The organism is Parabacteroides sp. 52 (assembly GCF_010500925.1).
Taxonomy (GTDB): domain Bacteria; phylum Bacteroidota; class Bacteroidia; order Bacteroidales; family Tannerellaceae; genus QVMG01.
Genome location: NZ_QVMG01000007.1, coordinates 46,454 through 63,651 on the forward strand (window position 1 = coordinate 46,454; position 17,198 = coordinate 63,651).

The 17,198-nt window shown below is 43.7% G+C and carries 12 protein-coding genes; 4 read left to right on the forward strand and 8 right to left on the reverse strand.

Annotation, left to right across the window (positions count from 1 at the left end; genetic code table 11):
• Positions 1 to 7: 7 nt before the first annotated feature.
• A complete protein-coding gene (locus D0T51_RS05910) occupies positions 8 to 3,496 on the reverse strand; it encodes a TonB-dependent receptor (RefSeq protein WP_239056706.1) in 3,489 nt (1,162 codons plus the stop codon).
• 159 nt (positions 3,497 to 3,655) lie between these two features.
• Positions 3,656 to 4,729 carry a FecR family protein gene (locus D0T51_RS05915; protein ID WP_163726544.1) on the reverse strand — a complete coding sequence of 358 codons (1,074 nt, stop codon included), beginning with the start codon at positions 4,727 to 4,729 and terminating at the stop codon, positions 3,656 to 3,658.
• Between the two features lie 180 nt (positions 4,730 to 4,909).
• Between D0T51_RS05915 and D0T51_RS05920 the strand changes: the two genes are divergently transcribed.
• Complete coding sequence (locus tag D0T51_RS05920) at positions 4,910 to 5,377, forward strand: DUF456 domain-containing protein (protein WP_163726547.1); 468 nt, start codon at positions 4,910 to 4,912, stop codon at positions 5,375 to 5,377.
• Between the two features lie 20 nt (positions 5,378 to 5,397).
• Here D0T51_RS05920 and D0T51_RS05925 read toward each other — a convergent pair whose 3' ends face one another.
• Positions 5,398 to 6,024: an NUDIX hydrolase N-terminal domain-containing protein gene (locus tag D0T51_RS05925; protein ID WP_163726550.1), complete on the reverse strand. Its 627-nt coding sequence runs from the start codon at positions 6,022 to 6,024 to the stop codon at positions 5,398 to 5,400.
• 217 nt (positions 6,025 to 6,241) lie between these two features.
• Here D0T51_RS05925 and D0T51_RS05930 point away from each other — a divergent pair, with 217 nt between their 5' ends.
• On the forward strand, positions 6,242 to 6,874 hold the full coding sequence (locus D0T51_RS05930; RefSeq protein ID WP_163726553.1) for a peroxiredoxin: 633 nt from the start codon (positions 6,242 to 6,244) through the stop codon (positions 6,872 to 6,874).
• A 260-nt stretch (positions 6,875 to 7,134) separates the two neighbouring features.
• The gene (locus tag D0T51_RS05935; protein WP_163726556.1) at positions 7,135 to 8,433 is read left to right on the forward strand and encodes a M64 family metallopeptidase; all 1,299 of its coding nucleotides are present in this window, start codon (positions 7,135 to 7,137) and stop codon (positions 8,431 to 8,433) included.
• Positions 8,434 to 8,720: 287 nt separating this feature from the next.
• On the opposite strand, the gene D0T51_RS05940 is transcribed toward D0T51_RS05935, so the two are convergent.
• The 3 genes from D0T51_RS05940 to folB form a co-directional block, all read right to left on the reverse strand.
• Positions 8,721 to 9,365 (reverse strand): MarC family protein, encoded by a 645-nt coding sequence (locus D0T51_RS05940; RefSeq protein WP_163726559.1) that lies wholly within the window; start codon positions 9,363 to 9,365, stop codon positions 8,721 to 8,723.
• Between the two features lie 12 nt (positions 9,366 to 9,377).
• On the reverse strand, positions 9,378 to 10,814 hold the full coding sequence (locus tag D0T51_RS05945) for a monomeric [FeFe] hydrogenase (protein ID WP_163726561.1): 1,437 nt from the start codon (positions 10,812 to 10,814) through the stop codon (positions 9,378 to 9,380).
• A gap of 126 nt (positions 10,815 to 10,940) precedes the next feature.
• The gene (gene folB, locus D0T51_RS05950; RefSeq protein ID WP_163726564.1) at positions 10,941 to 11,306 is read right to left on the reverse strand and encodes a dihydroneopterin aldolase; all 366 of its coding nucleotides are present in this window, start codon (positions 11,304 to 11,306) and stop codon (positions 10,941 to 10,943) included.
• A 90-nt stretch (positions 11,307 to 11,396) separates the two neighbouring features.
• On the opposite strand from folB, the gene D0T51_RS05955 reads away from it, so the two are divergent.
• Positions 11,397 to 11,768: a polymer-forming cytoskeletal protein gene (locus D0T51_RS05955; protein ID WP_163726658.1), complete on the forward strand. Its 372-nt coding sequence runs from the start codon at positions 11,397 to 11,399 to the stop codon at positions 11,766 to 11,768.
• 33 nt (positions 11,769 to 11,801) lie between these two features.
• Here the strand turns inward: D0T51_RS05955 and D0T51_RS05960 are convergent, their stop codons facing one another.
• On the reverse strand, positions 11,802 to 14,492 hold the full coding sequence (locus D0T51_RS05960; RefSeq protein WP_163726567.1) for a 4-alpha-glucanotransferase: 2,691 nt from the start codon (positions 14,490 to 14,492) through the stop codon (positions 11,802 to 11,804).
• A 41-nt stretch (positions 14,493 to 14,533) separates the two neighbouring features.
• Positions 14,534 to 17,077 (reverse strand): adenosylcobalamin-dependent ribonucleoside-diphosphate reductase, encoded by a 2,544-nt coding sequence (locus tag D0T51_RS05965; protein ID WP_163726571.1) that lies wholly within the window; start codon positions 17,075 to 17,077, stop codon positions 14,534 to 14,536.
• Between the last annotated feature and the right edge of the window lie 121 nt (positions 17,078 to 17,198).

Consider the following 17,198-nt stretch of genomic DNA (forward strand, 5'->3'; position numbering starts at 1 on the left):
ATATTAATCAGAATGTAAGATTTACCCCCATAGAGTAAACCCGTTGCATCGGATAGGTACCACTATTGAATCCATTATATTTATCAATAATTTCAGGGTCCAGGTCAATTCCTTTATCCAAATTGCTTATCGTGAACAGGTTTTCCGCACTCAGGTAAAAACGCAAGTAGGAAATTTTCAGTTTATCCAATACGCTCTTGGGCAAAGTGTAACCGATGGTCAGGTTTTTCATGCGTAAGTAAGAAGCATCCTGCAGATACTTCGTCTGTGCCGCAGCCAACTCCATATTGGCATCCTCTGCCGCATAGGCTTTGATACGCGGGAAGTAGGCATTCGGATTCTCTTCTGTCCAGTGATCCATATTTTTCTTTGTCACATTGGTCCAGGGCTGTGCATAAATACCCCAGAAATAGATACTGGCACTTCCCGGATACCAGTCGCGTTTGCCCACTCCCTGGAAGAATGCACGTACGTCAAATCCTTTCCAGTCGGCAGTCAGTTCAAAACTGTATGGGAAACGAATGGAGGTATTACCAATCACTCTTCTGTCGCCCGGGTTAGCCAATGTGTTATCTCCGAAAGTAATTTTGTTGTCACCATCCAGGTCTTTCATCTTGATATCACCTACCTGGAATACATAACCGACGTCATCGGTACCGATGTCTCTCTGGTTCAGTGCATCTATTTCAGCCTGTGTTTTGAAGTATCCGTCTGTGATAAATCCCCAGATCTCACCGATTCTCTTTCCTTCGTAATATGAATTACCACTTTTTCCGAAGTTATAATTGGCATTGTCATATTTAGTGATCGTAGAGCGGCTGTCTGAGATCATAAATTTAGCTGACCAGTTGAAAGGAGAACCTTTCAAGGTGAAACGATCGCGATAGCCAACAGACAATTCCCAACCGGTGGTTTTCAGGTCAGCCGCATTGGTTTGAGGAGGAGTAGCGCCGAATACAGCCGGCAACTCTTTACTCTGGGTCAACATATCATCCGTATAACGGGTATAATAGTCGAAGTTTACATCCAATTTATTGAACAAACCGATATCAATACCTCCATTGATTGTGCGTACATTTTCCCAGGTCAATGTAGGGGAAACAACACCCGGTTGATTCATCATCATCGGCTGCGAGCCATCCAGAATATACGACATCTTACTCGATGACATATAAGGGATAGAAGGATAATAAAGCTGACCGCTGCTATCCACCAACACCTGATTACCCAAGGCACCATAAGAACCTCTAAGTTTCAGGTTCGTAATACGCAATTTTTCTGCCGGAGTTTCAAAAAACTTTTCATTGATCACCGACCAGGCAACCGAAGCCGAAGGGAAAAATCCGTAGCGATCCCCTGCGGGGAAACGGGAAGAGCCGTCATAGCGTCCGTTTACTTCAAAAATATAGCGGTTGTCATAAATATAATTCAATCTGCCGAATATACCTTCCAGCGCCAGCTCGCGGCGGGTATTGGAGGTACTGGCATCTCCGGTCGAGAGATTGATCTCCGGAAGAGAAGTCGTAATCAGACCGGTTTTAATCATTTCATAATAATAATTCCGTACATATTCCCGGTTATATCCGACCATGGCATTGAGGAAATGTTTGTCGGCAAAGGTTTTTGTGAAATTCGTGTACACATTAAATACACTATACAGGTTTTGCCAATTGTAATAGCGTATGTTGTTTACAGAATTACCACTTCCTCCTCGTTCACCGAAAGTCGGTTGCAGGGGTTGGTCGGGACCGATACGGTATTGTACGGCCAGGTTCTGTTGATCACGTCCTTTATCCGTGAATCGGATATTTACATCGGCATTTACTTTCCATATATCTTTGATAATATCGAATTGGGTCGTGAAAGAGGACTGAATTTCATTGGTTCTATCCGTACGACGTCCCCCTTCGTTTAATACTCCCAATAGGTTTGCACCGGCTGTTGTCCAGGTACCATCCGGGTTTCTGGGCATATCCAACGAACTGGTACGGTTTACCTGCCAGTAGAAATAACCATCCAAAAACGTAGGAGAGTCATAATCCACATGGGTATAGGAGATATTTGCCCCCAGCTTCCACCATTTGGTTAGTTTAATATCCGCTTTCGAACGAAAGTTGTATCGTTTCAAAACGTCATTCCCATATTTCAATAAGCCATCCTGTTGATAATATCCTCCGGATACATAATACGACAGGTTATCCGTCTTTTTAGAAATATTCAGGTTAGCCGTATAGGTCGCTGCCGTATTTTTATGGGTTTCACTAAACCAGTCGGTTTCTCCATAATATTGCCAGGCATTGGGATTGGCCGGATTCGTAATCACCCGGTCAAGGCCTGGGTTTGCCGTAATCTGCGAAGCGTATTCAAGCTGTTGCGCTGTGAACATAGCAGACAGGGGATAACGAGCAGCTGCCTTCATATTCATCACAGTCTCTACATCCGTCTCGATACTGGGCTGAAGACCTCGGTCTCTGATGGCATAGTTTCCGCTGAAGTTGATCTGCAACTCCCCACTTTTAGCCGCTTTGGTGGTGATAAGTACAACCCCAAAAGCCGCACGGGCACCGTAGATGGCTGCTGCAGAAGCGTCTTTCAACACCGACACATTTTCTATATCATCCGGATTCAAACGCGCCATTTCCTCCCGGGAAACCGGCATATTATCGACAAGGATAAAAGCTTCTCCATTCGTATCATTAATGGATGTAAAGCCGCGGATGTTAATAATAGGCGCATCATCGGCACGTCCACTGCCTATCTTGACATTCAAGTTCGGCACCGTACCTTGCAAACCACTCCCTACATTCGAGATAGGGCGGTTGGCTAATACCTCCCCACCTACAGCCTGTACGGCACCGGAAAGGTTCACTTTCTTTTGTACCCCATATCCGACAACCACCACTTCATCCAAGGTTCCGACATCTTCTTTCATCCGCACTGTCAGGTTGGTCTCTCCTTTGAGGGACACTTCTTGTGGCAAATATCCGATATAGCTGAAAACCAAGACAGCGTTAGGATTAGATACTTTCAGGGTAAAGAAACCATCTACATTGGTAATCGTTCCGTTGGAGGTGTTTTTCTCCATCACATTCAATCCGATAAGCGGCTCCCCGGTAGAGTCAACGACCGTCCCTTGAACGGTGGTCGTTTGTTGGGTGACCGAACCGGCTGTTGCCGAGGCATTCGCGGCAAGAGTTTTTTCGTTTTTATGCAATACAATCTGCCGGTCTTTTATCGTATAAGTAATCTGTTCATCCTTGAATAAGATATCCAGTACTTCCTGTACACTGCCATTGGAGAGATCCATCTGTACTTTTTTATTCAGGTCGATATCATTTTTTCGATACAGGAATATAAACTCACTTTGTTTTTCGACAATATCCAGCACTTCTTTCAATGTCTGATTGTTTGTTTTGATTGTAAATGTCGCTTGTTCGGCATAAGCCAGTGGTTGTGGATTGGCATAAGCTACATTCTGTACAAATAGTAACATCATAGTTATTGTCAGACAATAAAACATGAAAGTTCTACTTCTTAAGATGTATTTCTTCATAAATATTAAATTTTTTGTTAACAATTAATTAATCTACTAACGAAATCTCTCTTTCCGAGGTTTTTACATATCCATAGGCGCATCTGTTTAAAAGTAAATAATTTATTTCAATCGCACATAATACACTCCTTCGTTTTCCACATAGGTAAATTTGCCCAATAGGCTTACTGCGTCCAAAGCGTCTTCTATGCATTCACAAAAATCCAGTTTTCCTCCTATCGATATATGTTGAACATCTGCATCATATTGGATAGTCACATTATACCGTCGCGCTAGTTTAGTAAGTATTTCTCCGCAATTTTTATAATTCCCCAAATAAAGGATATTGTCTTTCCAAAGTATATACTCATTGACATCTACTTCGGCGATAGAGATCCTTTCATCGGCAATAGTCATCTTCTGTCCGGGCTGCAATCTGACATTGGTGTTTTTTTTATTGACCATCTCGACCGAACCTTCCACTAAGACAATCGAAGATTCCACCTCTTCTTTATAGGCACTGACATTAAAAGAGGTACCTAAAACTTTGATGTCGAAATGTTCCGTTTTCACATAAAACGGACGTTGCGGATCGGGGGCCACTTGCAGATAGGCTTCTCCCTGGAGATATATTTCTCTTTTATCATCTGCAAATGTTACCGGATACATGATTTTTGTGCCGGCATTAATTGATAGTTTGGTTCCGTCGGTAAATACCAGGTAAGAACGTTTGCCATAAGGAACAATAATCTGGTTATAAGAAGGGGTTTCCTTTTTGGGTTCTTTTTTCTTTTTGTCTGCAGAAATGACTTTTTCATTGATTAAGACATTACCTTCCTGGTTATATTCCACCCGGGCTTCATTCTCTAAGACGACATTTTCGGTAGGAGTCAAGAGGGTTACTTCTTTGACATCCTGCATAGAACCGGTTTCAAACAAAAGACCCAAATGATCCTCCACAGGAAGATGCATTTGATAGAGAAGATAACTCATAAAAACCAGTCCACAGAAGAGTGCAGCCACACTGCTTCGTATCATATACATACGCCTTTTCCGCCGCACACAAGCTACGCGTTTTGTGACCTCTTCCCAGCTCGCCTGGGTGGCAGTATCAGATACAGGAGGCCTATTCTCTAAAAAGGAAATACACTTTTCTCCGGTTTGTTTGAACATTTCCTTTTCTACACCTTGTTTCATCTCTTATGCGTTTAATCTTTCTTTCTCAACAATGGCTTCACACACACTCTCTATAAATAAGACATAAGAGAATGAAAAGGTACTCATCTTTTTTCTCTTTTTTTATATCTTTCCTCCTGAAGTGATAAACCTTACTCGACTTTAACTTATCTTTGCCGCTAAGCACAACTCTTTTGAACCATGGATATCGTATTAATCATTTTAGCTTATGTCTGTGTATTACTGGGCATTGCCGGATCCATTCTCCCCGCCATTCCCGGGCCTCCTATAGCCTACCTGGCCTTGTGGCTGGCCCAATGGAGTCATTACCAGAATTACTCCACCCCTTTCCTGATAGGAACGGGCATCTTTATGCTTATTATCAGTATAATAGACTATCTATTACCTGCCTATATCACTCAAAAGACGGGTGCTTCCCGATACGCTACAATCGGCTCTATTGTGGGGATGATAATCGGACTCTTCTTCACAGTCATAGGTATGTTGATGGGCATGCTTCTAGGCGCCTTTATCGGCGAACTTATTTTTGCCAAAAACGATGCCAACAAAGCTCTCAAAGCGGCCTTAGGAGCTTTCGCGGGTTTCTTATTAGGGACGGGGATAAAATTGATTTTTTGCTTTTATATCTTTTACCATCTCCTCTTTTAATGTATAAAAACAGGGAACGATCAGTCCAGATAGACAGGGATATCCGGATTTTGATAACGGGCATACATCTCTTTTATCTGCTCCGGCAATACCCGTTCCAAAGATAACGAAGGCAGGTTTTCGACACAGAAGAAGCCTTTATCCAAGATATCAAAGGCTTCTGTGAAAGAGCCACCCACGGGTTCACACAGGATAAAAAACTTATAAACATAAAAAGGGATCGGGGGATGCGGCTGTTTGGCCATATCCATCACGGCCAACAGGCGGTCAGCCCGCACATCCAATCCGGTTTCTTCTTTCACCTCTTTCACTGCCACTTCGCTGGGAGAAAAGCCTACATCGGACCAACCGCCCGGAAGCGACCAACATCCATCAGCTTTTTCCTGCACCAATAACACCTCCCCTTTTTCATTAAATACCACTGCCCGGATATCGACTTTGGGGGTAACATATTCTTTTTCCTGAAGATAAAGCCGGCTGATGTCTTCTACTTCATGCGCCGTCGTTAGCGCAAGGAGCGTGTCACTGATCTGAACAAGTTCAGTATAACGCTCAGTATCGTATGCGTTCAGGGAATAAGTCAAACCCGTCTGGGAAAGGGCACGGATACGTTGTGCCAACAGGATCAATTCTTTGTTTATTTGCATATCTTCGGATAAAAAGGTGTATATAATAGAAACTGTTATTAGAACGAATAAAGAATAGACTTATTATCTTACCTCTCTTTATGTGAATATACACTTCGTCTTGGATTGATAAACCGGGTTTATATCCCTATCAATTTTATCCATAAAAAAACGGGGAGATAGCTCCCCTAGAGTACCTACCTTTGTCTATACAAAATCAATCAAAAAAAAGAGTATCATGAATGTATTTATAGGTAAAAAAGCGCCGGTATTCCATGCTCCGGCAGTCATTAACGGCCAAGAGATTGTAGCTGACTTCTCCTTGGAACAATATGTAGGTAAAAAATATGTCGTCCTTTTCTTTTATCCGATGGACTTCACATTTGTCTGCCCAACCGAGTTACACGCATTTCAGGAAAAACTGCCGGAATTCGAGAAACGCAACGTAGCCGTTGTCGGATGCTCTGTCGATTCCGAATTTTCACACCTGGCTTGGCTGCAGCAAGAAAAGAAAAAAGGAGGCATACAAGGCATTACCTATCCGATTGTATCTGATTTCTCCAAAACTATTTCTATGAACTACGACGTTTTAGCAGGCGATTACGATACAAACGAAGAAGGCGAAATGATAGCCACTGGCAATCCCGTAGCTTATCGCGGCCTTTTCCTGATCGACAAAGAAGGAAAGATACGGCATTATGTTATCAACGACCTCCCGCTGGGACGAAACGTAGATGAAGCCATTCGGATGGTCGACGCATTACAGCACTTCGAAGAGAACGGAGAGGTATGCCCGGCCAACTGGAGCAAAGGCAAAGAAGCCATGCAAGCGACGAATGAAGGTGTTTCAGGTTATCTAAGCCATCACTAAATTCTAAACAACGCGTGAAGGCTGTCGGGAAACCGGCAGCCTTTTTTTATCCCTTACCCCGGTCTTACAGGCTGACAAATAAAATTGCTGACGATCGTCGGCAATTGTGCTGACATATGTCGGCAATTGTGCTGATATATATCGGCAATTGTGCCGACGTATATCAGCAATTTTATTTCCCCGCAGAAAATAAGTAATTACATTTGCATAAGATAAACACGTCTTCCCCTCCTAACGGAAAGACTTAAAACAATATATAAATGAAAAAACATCTATTCTACCTATGTATCCTCACCTGCTTCTTTATACAAGTGCGGGCTGAAAATGTATACAATACGTATTTTGAACAAAAAAGCCTGCGGATAGATTTTGCCTTAAGCGGCAATGCCCAATTCCAGGCAGCAGCCCTCCAGCAATTACGGAAAGAACCGTTATGGGCCGGGCCGGTGAAAAATCGGATAGATGAGTTTCACTACGGCGGGTATTATGTGAAAGTGTATGACAAAAAAAGCCAACAGCTCATCTACTCGCGGGGATTCAACACCTTGTTTGAAGAATGGCGCACCACTGAGCAGGCGTTGACTGAAACCCAATCCTGGACAAACAGCGTATCCATACCTTTTCCCAAATCCATAATCACCCTCGAAATTGCTGCCCGGGAGAAAGAAGACATGCAGTTTCATTCTTTATTGAAGATGGATATCGATCCGGCAAGTATTTTTATCGACAGAAGCCCGTTGAAAAAGAATACGGTTTCTCCCATCCAATACAAAGGAGATCCCTGCGGCAAAGTAGACCTGGTCTTTTTGGCCGAAGGGTATACCCTGGAGGAACAGGATAAATTCCTTGCCGACGCAAAGCGTTTCACCGAATCCCTCTTTGCGACCCCGCCTTTTACGGATTACCGGGAAGACTTCAACGTTTGGGCTGTGAATCTGATATCCGAAGAATCCGGAACAGATATCTCCGGCGAAGGAATTTTCAAACAAACGGCTCTGCATACGGGCTATTACACCTTCGGCATAGATCGTTACCTGACTACACCGGACATGAAATCCATTCGTGACGCTGTCTGGGATGTACCTTCTGACGCCTTGTTTATTTTGGTCAATACCGACTCCTATGGAGGCGGAGGTATGTACAATTTTTATGCCATCGGCACAGCCGACAACATCCGTACACCTGTTGTATTCGCTCACGAATTCGGACACAGCTTTGCCGGATTAGCCGATGAATATTTCAGCTCCGAAGTAGCCTACAATGACTTTTACAATCTAAAAAAAGAACCCTGGGAACCCAATATCACGACCTTGGTCGACTTCGCCGGCAAATGGGAAGATCTATTACCCAGCGGAACCCCTGTCCCTACCCCACTGCAAGAAAGATACAAAGAACAGCCGGGCGTTTTTGAAGGAGGAGGATACCTGGCCAAAGGGATTTACCGCCCTATGGACCATTGTATGATGCGTGACTACGCTCCGTTTTGTCCGGCCTGCAGCCGGGCGATCGAACGTATGATCCATTTTTTATGTGACAGACAATATAAACAAGAAAAGTAAAATATATCATTTTCTATCAAAAGGAAGGATGATAAAGACAGGAAATCACATATGTACGCTCACCAGAATCGTATGTGACAAGAGTATACGATTCGTTCGTCTTTAATTACAAATTACGCAAATAATAATTTTCAAATACTCCTTATTTGCTACATCTATACCGATTAATAGAAATACCTTTGTCGAACACATTGAAACAGTTATGGCGCAAAAAAAACTGTAAGAAAAGGGAGGGCTTGAGACAAGTCCTCCCTTTTAGGTTTTAGATCTTTCTTTTCTCTTTCCGATTAAAAATGCGACTCTTGCAAAATACGGATTAATATAGGGCGTACGCCACTGACAAAACATTCTACGGCAATAACCATCAGAAGCAATCCCATCAAACGCATCATCACATTATTTCCCGTCTCGCCCAGCAACTTGACCAGGCGCGTAGAGGCTCTGAGTATCAGGAATGTGATAAAATAAACAAAAGCAATCGTTCCTATCAATACCGCTTTCATCGAAAAAGAAGAAGCATCGTCCATCAACATAATGCCTTGGGCAATAGCTCCCGGTCCACACAACATGGGGATACCTAAGGGAGTGATAGAGATATCATCCGCGTAGGTTTTGATCTCTTCTTTGTTTAGTTTCACATTGGTATAACGGGCCTGCAACATATCATAGCCTATCGCAAAAATAATAACCCCACCGGCTATACGAAACCCATCTGTTGAGATACCAAAAAATTTGAATAACAACTGCCCGGAAAAGGTAAAGACCATCAAGGTCACAAAAGACACAAGGGTCGCCCGCTTCACAATGGATTTGCGCTGCTTATCATCCAAACCTTTTGTCATGGTCAGAAAGACAGGCATCGTACCCAAAGGATTGGTCAGGGTAAAAAAGGAGGTAAAGCATAAAAAGGCAAAAGGCAACAAAGTTTCCATAATATATAACGTTTAAGATTTGACAGCCCCCTTTGCCGACTGTTTTTGCGCAGAGGTTCTTTCCACAAAGGTACAAGGTCCGGTGACACAGCCACCTTCACAAGCCATTACTTCAATAAACTGCGCCGGCACTTTTCCGGTTTTTGCATAAGCTCGCAAGAGAGCGACGTTTTTCTTTGTCAGGTTGGCTACCTGAACAGCATTCACCGTCTCGTCCTGCAAATACGATTTGACAGCATTGATAACTCCCCCGGCATAAGCAAAGCCATGGGCTTCGCGCACGGAAGTGTATAATACGGAAAAAGGAGTCGAATTTTCGATCTGAATATCCAAGCCGTTCATTACGGAAGCCATCTCTTCGAAGGTCATGATAAAGTCGACATTCGGATCGTTCTTTACCTCTTTGCGTTTTGCCACACAGGGACCGATAAAGACGATTGTTGCATCCGGGTACTTTTCTTTTACGATCTCTGCCGTATAATACATCGGAGAGGCAGTGGTCGATATATACTTTTTCATATCCGGGATATGCTTTTCCGCCAATTGTATATAAGAAGGACAACAACTGGTCGTCATAAACGGTTGCCCTTCGTGTAACCTTTCCTTTAATTCGTCCGCTTCCCGGCGGGTGGTCTCCATAGCTCCCTGGGCCACTTCGACAACGTCGGTAAATCCCATCGATTTGATCGCTCCGTATACATTTTCTATGGGTGCCCTGAACTGTGAGAGAATAGCCGGTGCTACGATAGCGACCATTTTCTCTTTATCCCGCAGGCGTTGTAAAATATCAAAAACCTGGGATATCTCAAAAATAGCGCCGAAAGGACAGGCGTTTATACATTTACCACAATAGATACATTTGGATTCGTCGATATGTTCCACTCCATATTCATCCTTACTGATAGCTTTTACCGGGCAGACTTCTTCACAAGGGATAGGAATATATACAATGGCATGGTACGGGCAGCTCTGATGACATTTCCCACAACTGATACAAATGTCATGATCGATCTCCGCCTGTCCGTTTTTTTTGAAATGAATGGCTTCTTTGGGACAATTCATATAACAACTGCGGGCCACACATCCCCGGCAAAGATTGGTTATTTCATAATTCACCGAGACACAGGAGGAACAGGCCTCATCAATGACACACATCAGATTGTCTTTCTGATTCTCCCCTCGCAATAAGGCACGTTTGGCATATTCGGACAGAGGGGTTAGTTCGTCTTCTTCATCCGTCATGTCAAAACCCAACAAAGGCAGTGATTTATACTTCCAGACAGCCCGTTCTTTATGCACACAACAACGTCCTTGCACCTTCATACCACGGGGAGTCAACTGGATAGGCAATCGGTCTATTTCACCCAATAGGCGGTTCTCCTTCCAGAGTCGCACTAAGCGCGCCAATAGCTCGTGGCGCACGATCATTACATTATTCGTAAATGCCATAAAAAACTTAATCTGTTTGAAGGCACAAAGGTAGTGAAAGCTACGCGCAATCCGAAAGGAAAATTCATTTTCCATAGAGGATTACCAGAGCCAATCCTCTTTTTTATAAAGATAATAAAAGTTAATTCAGGAAAGATAGGTTTCCGACAGAAGAACGGCCGCACTACGGACATCTCCTCCAAAAGGGGGTGTTTGTTTAGCCAGCTTGATTTCGATAGCCAATAATTGCGGGAACTGCCTTTTCAAACCCGTCAAAATACGTCCGGCGGCATGTTCCAATAAACGGGAGGGCACAGCCATTTCCTGCTTCACAAGGGCGTAGACGGTCGCATAATTAATCGTGTCCTTCAGGTCATCACTCATAACGGCTTTCTCCAATGGAGCCGTTAATACCAGGTCTACGACAAAGTGATTTCCTACCCGTCTTTCCTGTTCGGCCACCCCATGATAGGCATAAAACTTCATGGCCTCTAATTCTATCTTTGTTGTCATCTCTACTTTTTTAAAAATGTAAATGTATACAAAAGCAGTCCTACCTGCAAAAAAATAATTTATATTTGCGGAAACGAAACAAATCAAATGATGGGAATAAAACAAAAAGAAGAGAATGCATCCGGTGGATTACATAACACGATGGCTTCCGGCACCATGGTCAAAGGAGATATTCATACCGAAATAGATTTCAGACTCGACGGTAAAGTGGAAGGCAATGTCACTTGCAACGGAAAATTAGTGCTCGGTCCCAAAGGCCGTGTGATTGGAAACATACTCTCTACAAATGCAGAAATACTCGGAGAGGTAGAAGGTATGCTCAAAGTCAGCAACAAACTTATACTCAAATCCTCGGCAAACATCAAAGGGGATATACAGACACAAACCATCGAGATTGAGCCCAATGCCCGGTTCAACGGAAGCTGCACCATGTCCGGAGACAACAATAACACCCCGGGGTAAGATGTTTATACAGAGGAGATGAAGAGAATATCTTTATCTTCTTCCCGAACCGGAAATAAGGGTGATGATTTTTTCGTTCAATGTGTTAGCCTTCATCAAATCCTCTAATGTTATATGCATGCGATACCGCCAATAATGATTGGGGTCAGCCGGTATATTGATTCGTTCAGACTCTATCTCCGCCTTTTTAATCGTATCATCCATAGCGAACCAATCCTGAATCGGCAGGATAGCCAACATAGAAGGAGCTGCCAGGTGATTGCCTACAATCTGAGTCGCCAATTCAGCCGAACACTGCTCCGGAGCCACGCCTTGACGCTGCAATACCTGGTTATAATAACGCTGTATCTTTTCGCGGTCTTCTTGCCACCAGTTACGAATGGGGGACATATCATGTGTCGAGGTCGTACACACCGATAGATAAGGCAGGTTGAACATATCGGTGAATTCACGGTTGGCCGTTTTTGGCATACGCTCAATCTCCAGGCTCAACACCTGCAGTTTGTCCATCACCTCCGGAACCGACTCCGGGATCATACCCAAGTCCTCCCCACAAACCAATATATCCGTACACGCAACCAGGGGTGTCAAATGATTCATCGCCTGCCCCTTCCAAAAAAGAGTATGCCGGTAATAAAAGAAATCCCGGTATAATTGGTCAAAGGCATACCGATCCGCCTCACTCAACTCCTGATAAAGGAAAGATCGGGAGCCGGAGATTCGGGGATGGAATAGTTCCGGCATCCGTGGATCTCTCAGGAACAACACCTCATTGGCTATGACAAAAAGCCCTTTCCGCAAGATAGACGTTCGTTCGTCCGTATGTCCCTCCAGTATCTTTTCTATTTTACGCTGGGTATTACAAAAGGGCTTTAGAATAAAAGAATCGGCATCCATCGGAGCCAGATAGGTACTTTCCACCTCCTCTGCCCATGCACCAAACAACTGTGAGAGATACCTCCGGTTTATATGCGCAGTGGTATATCTGTATATATCAAAAGACATCCCATACCGCTCTATATCCTCTTTAGAGAAAGGCAAAGCCGGGTTAAAATGGCCACATAAACCTTGTACATATTCCAAGGGTATTTCCCAAATGCGGAAGAAACCCAAAATATGATCGATACGGAAGCAATCAAAATAATCACTTAGTTTCTGAAAGCGCTTTTTCCACCAGGCAAACTGATCTTTTGCCATCACTTCCCAATTGTAAGTCGGGAACGACCAGTTCTGTCCGTCCATCGAAAAATCATCCGGCGGAGCTCCTGCCTGGGCATCCATATGGAAATATTTCGGTTCAGTCCAGGTCTCTACGCTTGAGCGGTTTACCCCAATAGGCAAATCTCCTTTCAAAACGACACCGTTTTCCCGAGCGTAATCGGAAACCTGCTTGAATTGTGTATGCAGAATATATTGCAGAAAGTAGGAAAAAGAGACTTCTTTCCAGGCTACACTCTCCGGGGCGCATAACTTACGCATACGGGAAAGGCTGAACAAAGCATCCTGCTGCCAATGCGTGAAGTCTGTCGTGTCCATGGTATCGCGCAAATAACAATAAGCGGCATAAGGCATTAACCATTCCTGGTTCTGTGTAAAAAAGGCTTGAAAAGCCGGACTGTCTATCAACGCCTTGCCCTCCTGCTCGAAGAAATCCCGGCAATAAGCCAATTTATACTGATTGACCTGTTCGTAATCAACCACGTCTTTGGCATTCAGTTCCTGCTGTTTGTCGGCATAAAAAGAGGCCTTCTTTTTATCCTTCAGTGCTCCCAGCCAAGACAAACAGATATACATCGGATGCAAAGCATAAATAGAGATTGCACTATACGGATAAGAATCACGCCAGGTATGCGAGACAGTCGTATCGTTCATTGGCAAGACCTGGATAATACGCTGCTGCGTTTTCTTTATCCAATCCACCATCGTATATAAATCTCCTAAATCCCCTACCCCGAAACTCTTTTCCGAACGCAGAGAGAAAACAGGGACAACCGTACCGGCACATCGCCACGAAGGGCTCTCGGCCCGAAAAGGCAAACCGGAAACAACCACCGTCTCTTCCGGAGACGGCGGAGTAGATAAGGAAAACAGACGGTTCTCCCCAGTCTCCCAGTAAAAGGGCTGGCTGATATCAGTCTCCCGGATAAGGAATTTATATTCCAGGGGGAAATGAATCTGTGTGATATCTAAATCGATAGACCATTCCGGAAAGGGATCCGGACGAAGCGGCAAAGCCTTATCCGGGTTCCAATTACCCAGAATATCCTGATTGCCTGTAACAGCCACTACCTGATTCTTTTCTACACGGGGAGCTGTTATTTTCAGAATCATTCTATTTCCACTTCGCATCCCTCCATCAACGGGATCACTGGGATGGGCGAATAAACTCTTTGTAAATGCGGAAGTATAAAAAGGCAGGTCAACAGGAAGGTTCTGCCAGGAATCATAGAATATGTATTCTTCGGTCTGACCATCGAAGGTAAACCGATGATTCTTTTCCCACTCTTCAAAAAGAAGTTTGTTGTCTGTTTGCAGGAAGTAACGATATTCTATCGTTTGCATATCGGAGGGGAGATCCAGTTGTAACTCCCAATCTCCCCCTCCGGTATAATGCATTTCTTTTGCCAATGCAGGCTGCCAGGATCCTAATTGCGGAACAGACCCGACAAGGCAAATCTTCTGTCCCCAAACTGTATGAAAATTTAGATGAAAAGTAACTTTCATTAGAGTCTATTTTAAGTAATGGGACGAAAGATTTTTGTTATTTATCCACACTTGGATGCACCGCAATTGGTACAAATCAAACAACCTTCTTGATAAATCAATGTCTCATAACCACAATTCGGACATTTCTGTCCTTTGGCTTCAGCGCCATTGGGCAGGTATTTCTTCAAGGCACGCTCAACCCCATTCTTCCAGGTATTGATCGATTCACTATCCAACTCCATTCCTTGTACCAATTTGATTACCTGATCTATAGGCATACCGTAGCGCAATACTCCGGAGATTAGTTTGGCATAGTTCCAGTATTCAGGATCGAACTTTCCATCCAAACCTTCAATGGTCATTTTGTAACCACGTTTGTTTTTAAACTGGAAGTCATAATGCTTATTACCATCTTCATCCCGGCTCTTGATGATAGTACCCTTTGTTACATTTTTCGGTAACATAATACCTTCGTCATCATCTGCCAATCCGGTAAAGATCTCATACGGGCGACCGTTTAATAGTCCGACAAAAGCAATCCACTTCTCCCGGTTGTTCTGGAATTTCACCACATCCGCTTCCAGTTCACGTGGACGGGTAGAAACAATCACAGGCGGTTCCATGCAATCGCAATCCTCCTCTTTCTTCTTTCCTTTATCGGTAGACACCAATACCCCGGAACGAGAACCATCCCGGTACACCGTACATCCTTTACAACCGCAACGCCAGGCTTCTACATAGAGAGAATCCACTAGGTCTTCTGTTGCATCCGCAGGTAAATTGATGGTCACACTGATGGAATGATCCACCCATTTTTGGATACGTCCTTGCATACGCACCTTTTGCACCCAATCAATATCATTCGATGTGGCTTTATAATAAGGAGATTTCAGAATCAGTTCATCCACCTCATCCGATGTATATTTCTTTGTAACGGAATAACCATTTGCCTGCATCCAGGTAACAAACTTATGGTGGAACACTATGTATTCTTCATAAGCGTCTCCCGTCTCATCTACAAAATCAACGCGCACCGAAGCATCATTCGGATTCACCTTGCGGCGGCGTTTGTATACGGGAAGGAATACAGGTTCTATACCGGAAGTTGTTTGTGTCATCAGACTGGTCGTTCCTGTCGGTGCAATGGTCAGACAGGCGATATTACGACGTCCATATTTCACCATATCTTTGTATAAAGCGGGATCAGCCTCACGTAAACGATTGATAAACGGATTTTTCTCTTCCCGTTTGGCATCATAAATAGTAAAGGCTCCCCGCTCCCGCGCCATCTCTACGGAAGAACGGTAGGCAGCAATAGCCAATGTCTTCTGAATATTTTCGGCACATTCGGTAGCCTCTTCCGTTCCATAACGCAAGCCCAAAGCAGCAATCATATCTCCTTCAGCCGTTATGCCAACACCTGTACGACGTCCTTCAAGCGTTTTCTTTTGTATCTTTTCCCACAAATGGCGTTCGGTTTGTCTTACCTCCATTGATTCGGGATCCGAGTCGATCTTTTCCAGAATCTTTTCAATCTTTTCCGACTCCAGATCAATGATGTCATCCATGATACGTTGGGCCAAACCTACATGTTTCTTGAATAATTCATAATCAAAAGAAGCCTCTGGGGTAAACGGATTCACCACATAAGAATACAAATTGATTGCCAACAAACGGCAGCTATCATAAGGACAAAGCGGTATTTCCCCGCAAGGATTCGTCGAAACAGTACGGAATCCCAGGTCGGCATAAGAATCGGGAACAGATTCTTTTATGATGGTATCCCAGAAAAGGACACCGGGTTCTGCCGATTTCCAGGCATTGTGAATAATCTTTTTCCATAAAGCCGGAGCATCTATTTCTTTGACATGCGTAGGGGCATCCGAATCGACCGGATATTGTTGTTTGTAAGGTGTTCCATTGACAACGGCATTCATAAACTCATCGTCTATCTTTACCGATACATTGGCTCCGGTAACCTTTCCTTCCGACATCTTGGCATCGATAAAAGATTCCGAATCCGGATGTTTTATAGAAACACTTAACATCAAAGCTCCCCGACGTCCATCCTGAGCTACTTCGCGGGTCGAATTAGAATAACGTTCCATAAAAGGAACCAACCCTGTCGATGTCAATGCCGAGTTCTTTACCGGCGAACCTTTCGGACGGATATGTGACAAATCATGTCCTACCCCCCCGCGGCGTTTCATCAGTTGCACCTGTTCTTCGTCTACACGGATGATGGCACCATACGAATCGGCTACCCCCTCCAGACCAATCACAAAGCAATTCGAGAGAGAGGCTATTTGATAATCATTTCCAATACCAGTCATCGGACTTCCCTGAGGAACGATGTAACGGAAATGATCAAAAAGATCCAAAAGTTCTTGTTCGGATAACGGATTAGGATACTTCTTTTCTATACGAGCTATTTCTTTTGCTAAACGGCGATGCATATCGGCTGGCGATTTTTCGTAAATATTACCGAATGCATCTTTAAGGGCGTACTTATTCACCCATACTTTGGCGGCCAACTCATCCCCGGCAAAGTAGTCAATCGAAGCCTTAAACGCTTCATCAAAGGTATACGTCTTAAGATCCACAATATAAAATTTTATTATTGAAATTATAAATTCTGCTAAAGACTACAAGATTAATGATAGTTTAATAATTCACCAAATTATTAAACAAGAAAAACATCATTTGTTGAAAAGTTTTCCAAAA

Coding starts and splice junctions, on each gene's coding strand:
- D0T51_RS05910 (WP_239056706.1), bottom strand. CDS start 3,496: ATGATGTTACTATTTGTACAGAATGTAGCTTATGCCAATCCACAACCA.
- D0T51_RS05915 (WP_163726544.1), bottom strand. CDS start 4,729: ATGAAACAAGGTGTAGAAAAGGAAATGTTCAAACAAACCGGAGAAAAG.
- D0T51_RS05920 (WP_163726547.1), top strand. CDS start 4,910: ATGGATATCGTATTAATCATTTTAGCTTATGTCTGTGTATTACTGGGC.
- D0T51_RS05925 (WP_163726550.1), bottom strand. CDS start 6,024: ATGCAAATAAACAAAGAATTGATCCTGTTGGCACAACGTATCCGTGCC.
- D0T51_RS05930 (WP_163726553.1), top strand. CDS start 6,242: ATGAATGTATTTATAGGTAAAAAAGCGCCGGTATTCCATGCTCCGGCA.
- D0T51_RS05935 (WP_163726556.1), top strand. CDS start 7,135: ATGAAAAAACATCTATTCTACCTATGTATCCTCACCTGCTTCTTTATA.
- D0T51_RS05940 (WP_163726559.1), bottom strand. CDS start 9,365: ATGGAAACTTTGTTGCCTTTTGCCTTTTTATGCTTTACCTCCTTTTTT.
- D0T51_RS05945 (WP_163726561.1), bottom strand. CDS start 10,814: ATGGCATTTACGAATAATGTAATGATCGTGCGCCACGAGCTATTGGCG.
- folB (WP_163726564.1), bottom strand. CDS start 11,306: ATGACAACAAAGATAGAATTAGAGGCCATGAAGTTTTATGCCTATCAT.
- D0T51_RS05955 (WP_163726658.1), top strand. CDS start 11,397: ATGGGAATAAAACAAAAAGAAGAGAATGCATCCGGTGGATTACATAAC.
- D0T51_RS05960 (WP_163726567.1), bottom strand. CDS start 14,492: ATGAAAGTTACTTTTCATCTAAATTTTCATACAGTTTGGGGACAGAAG.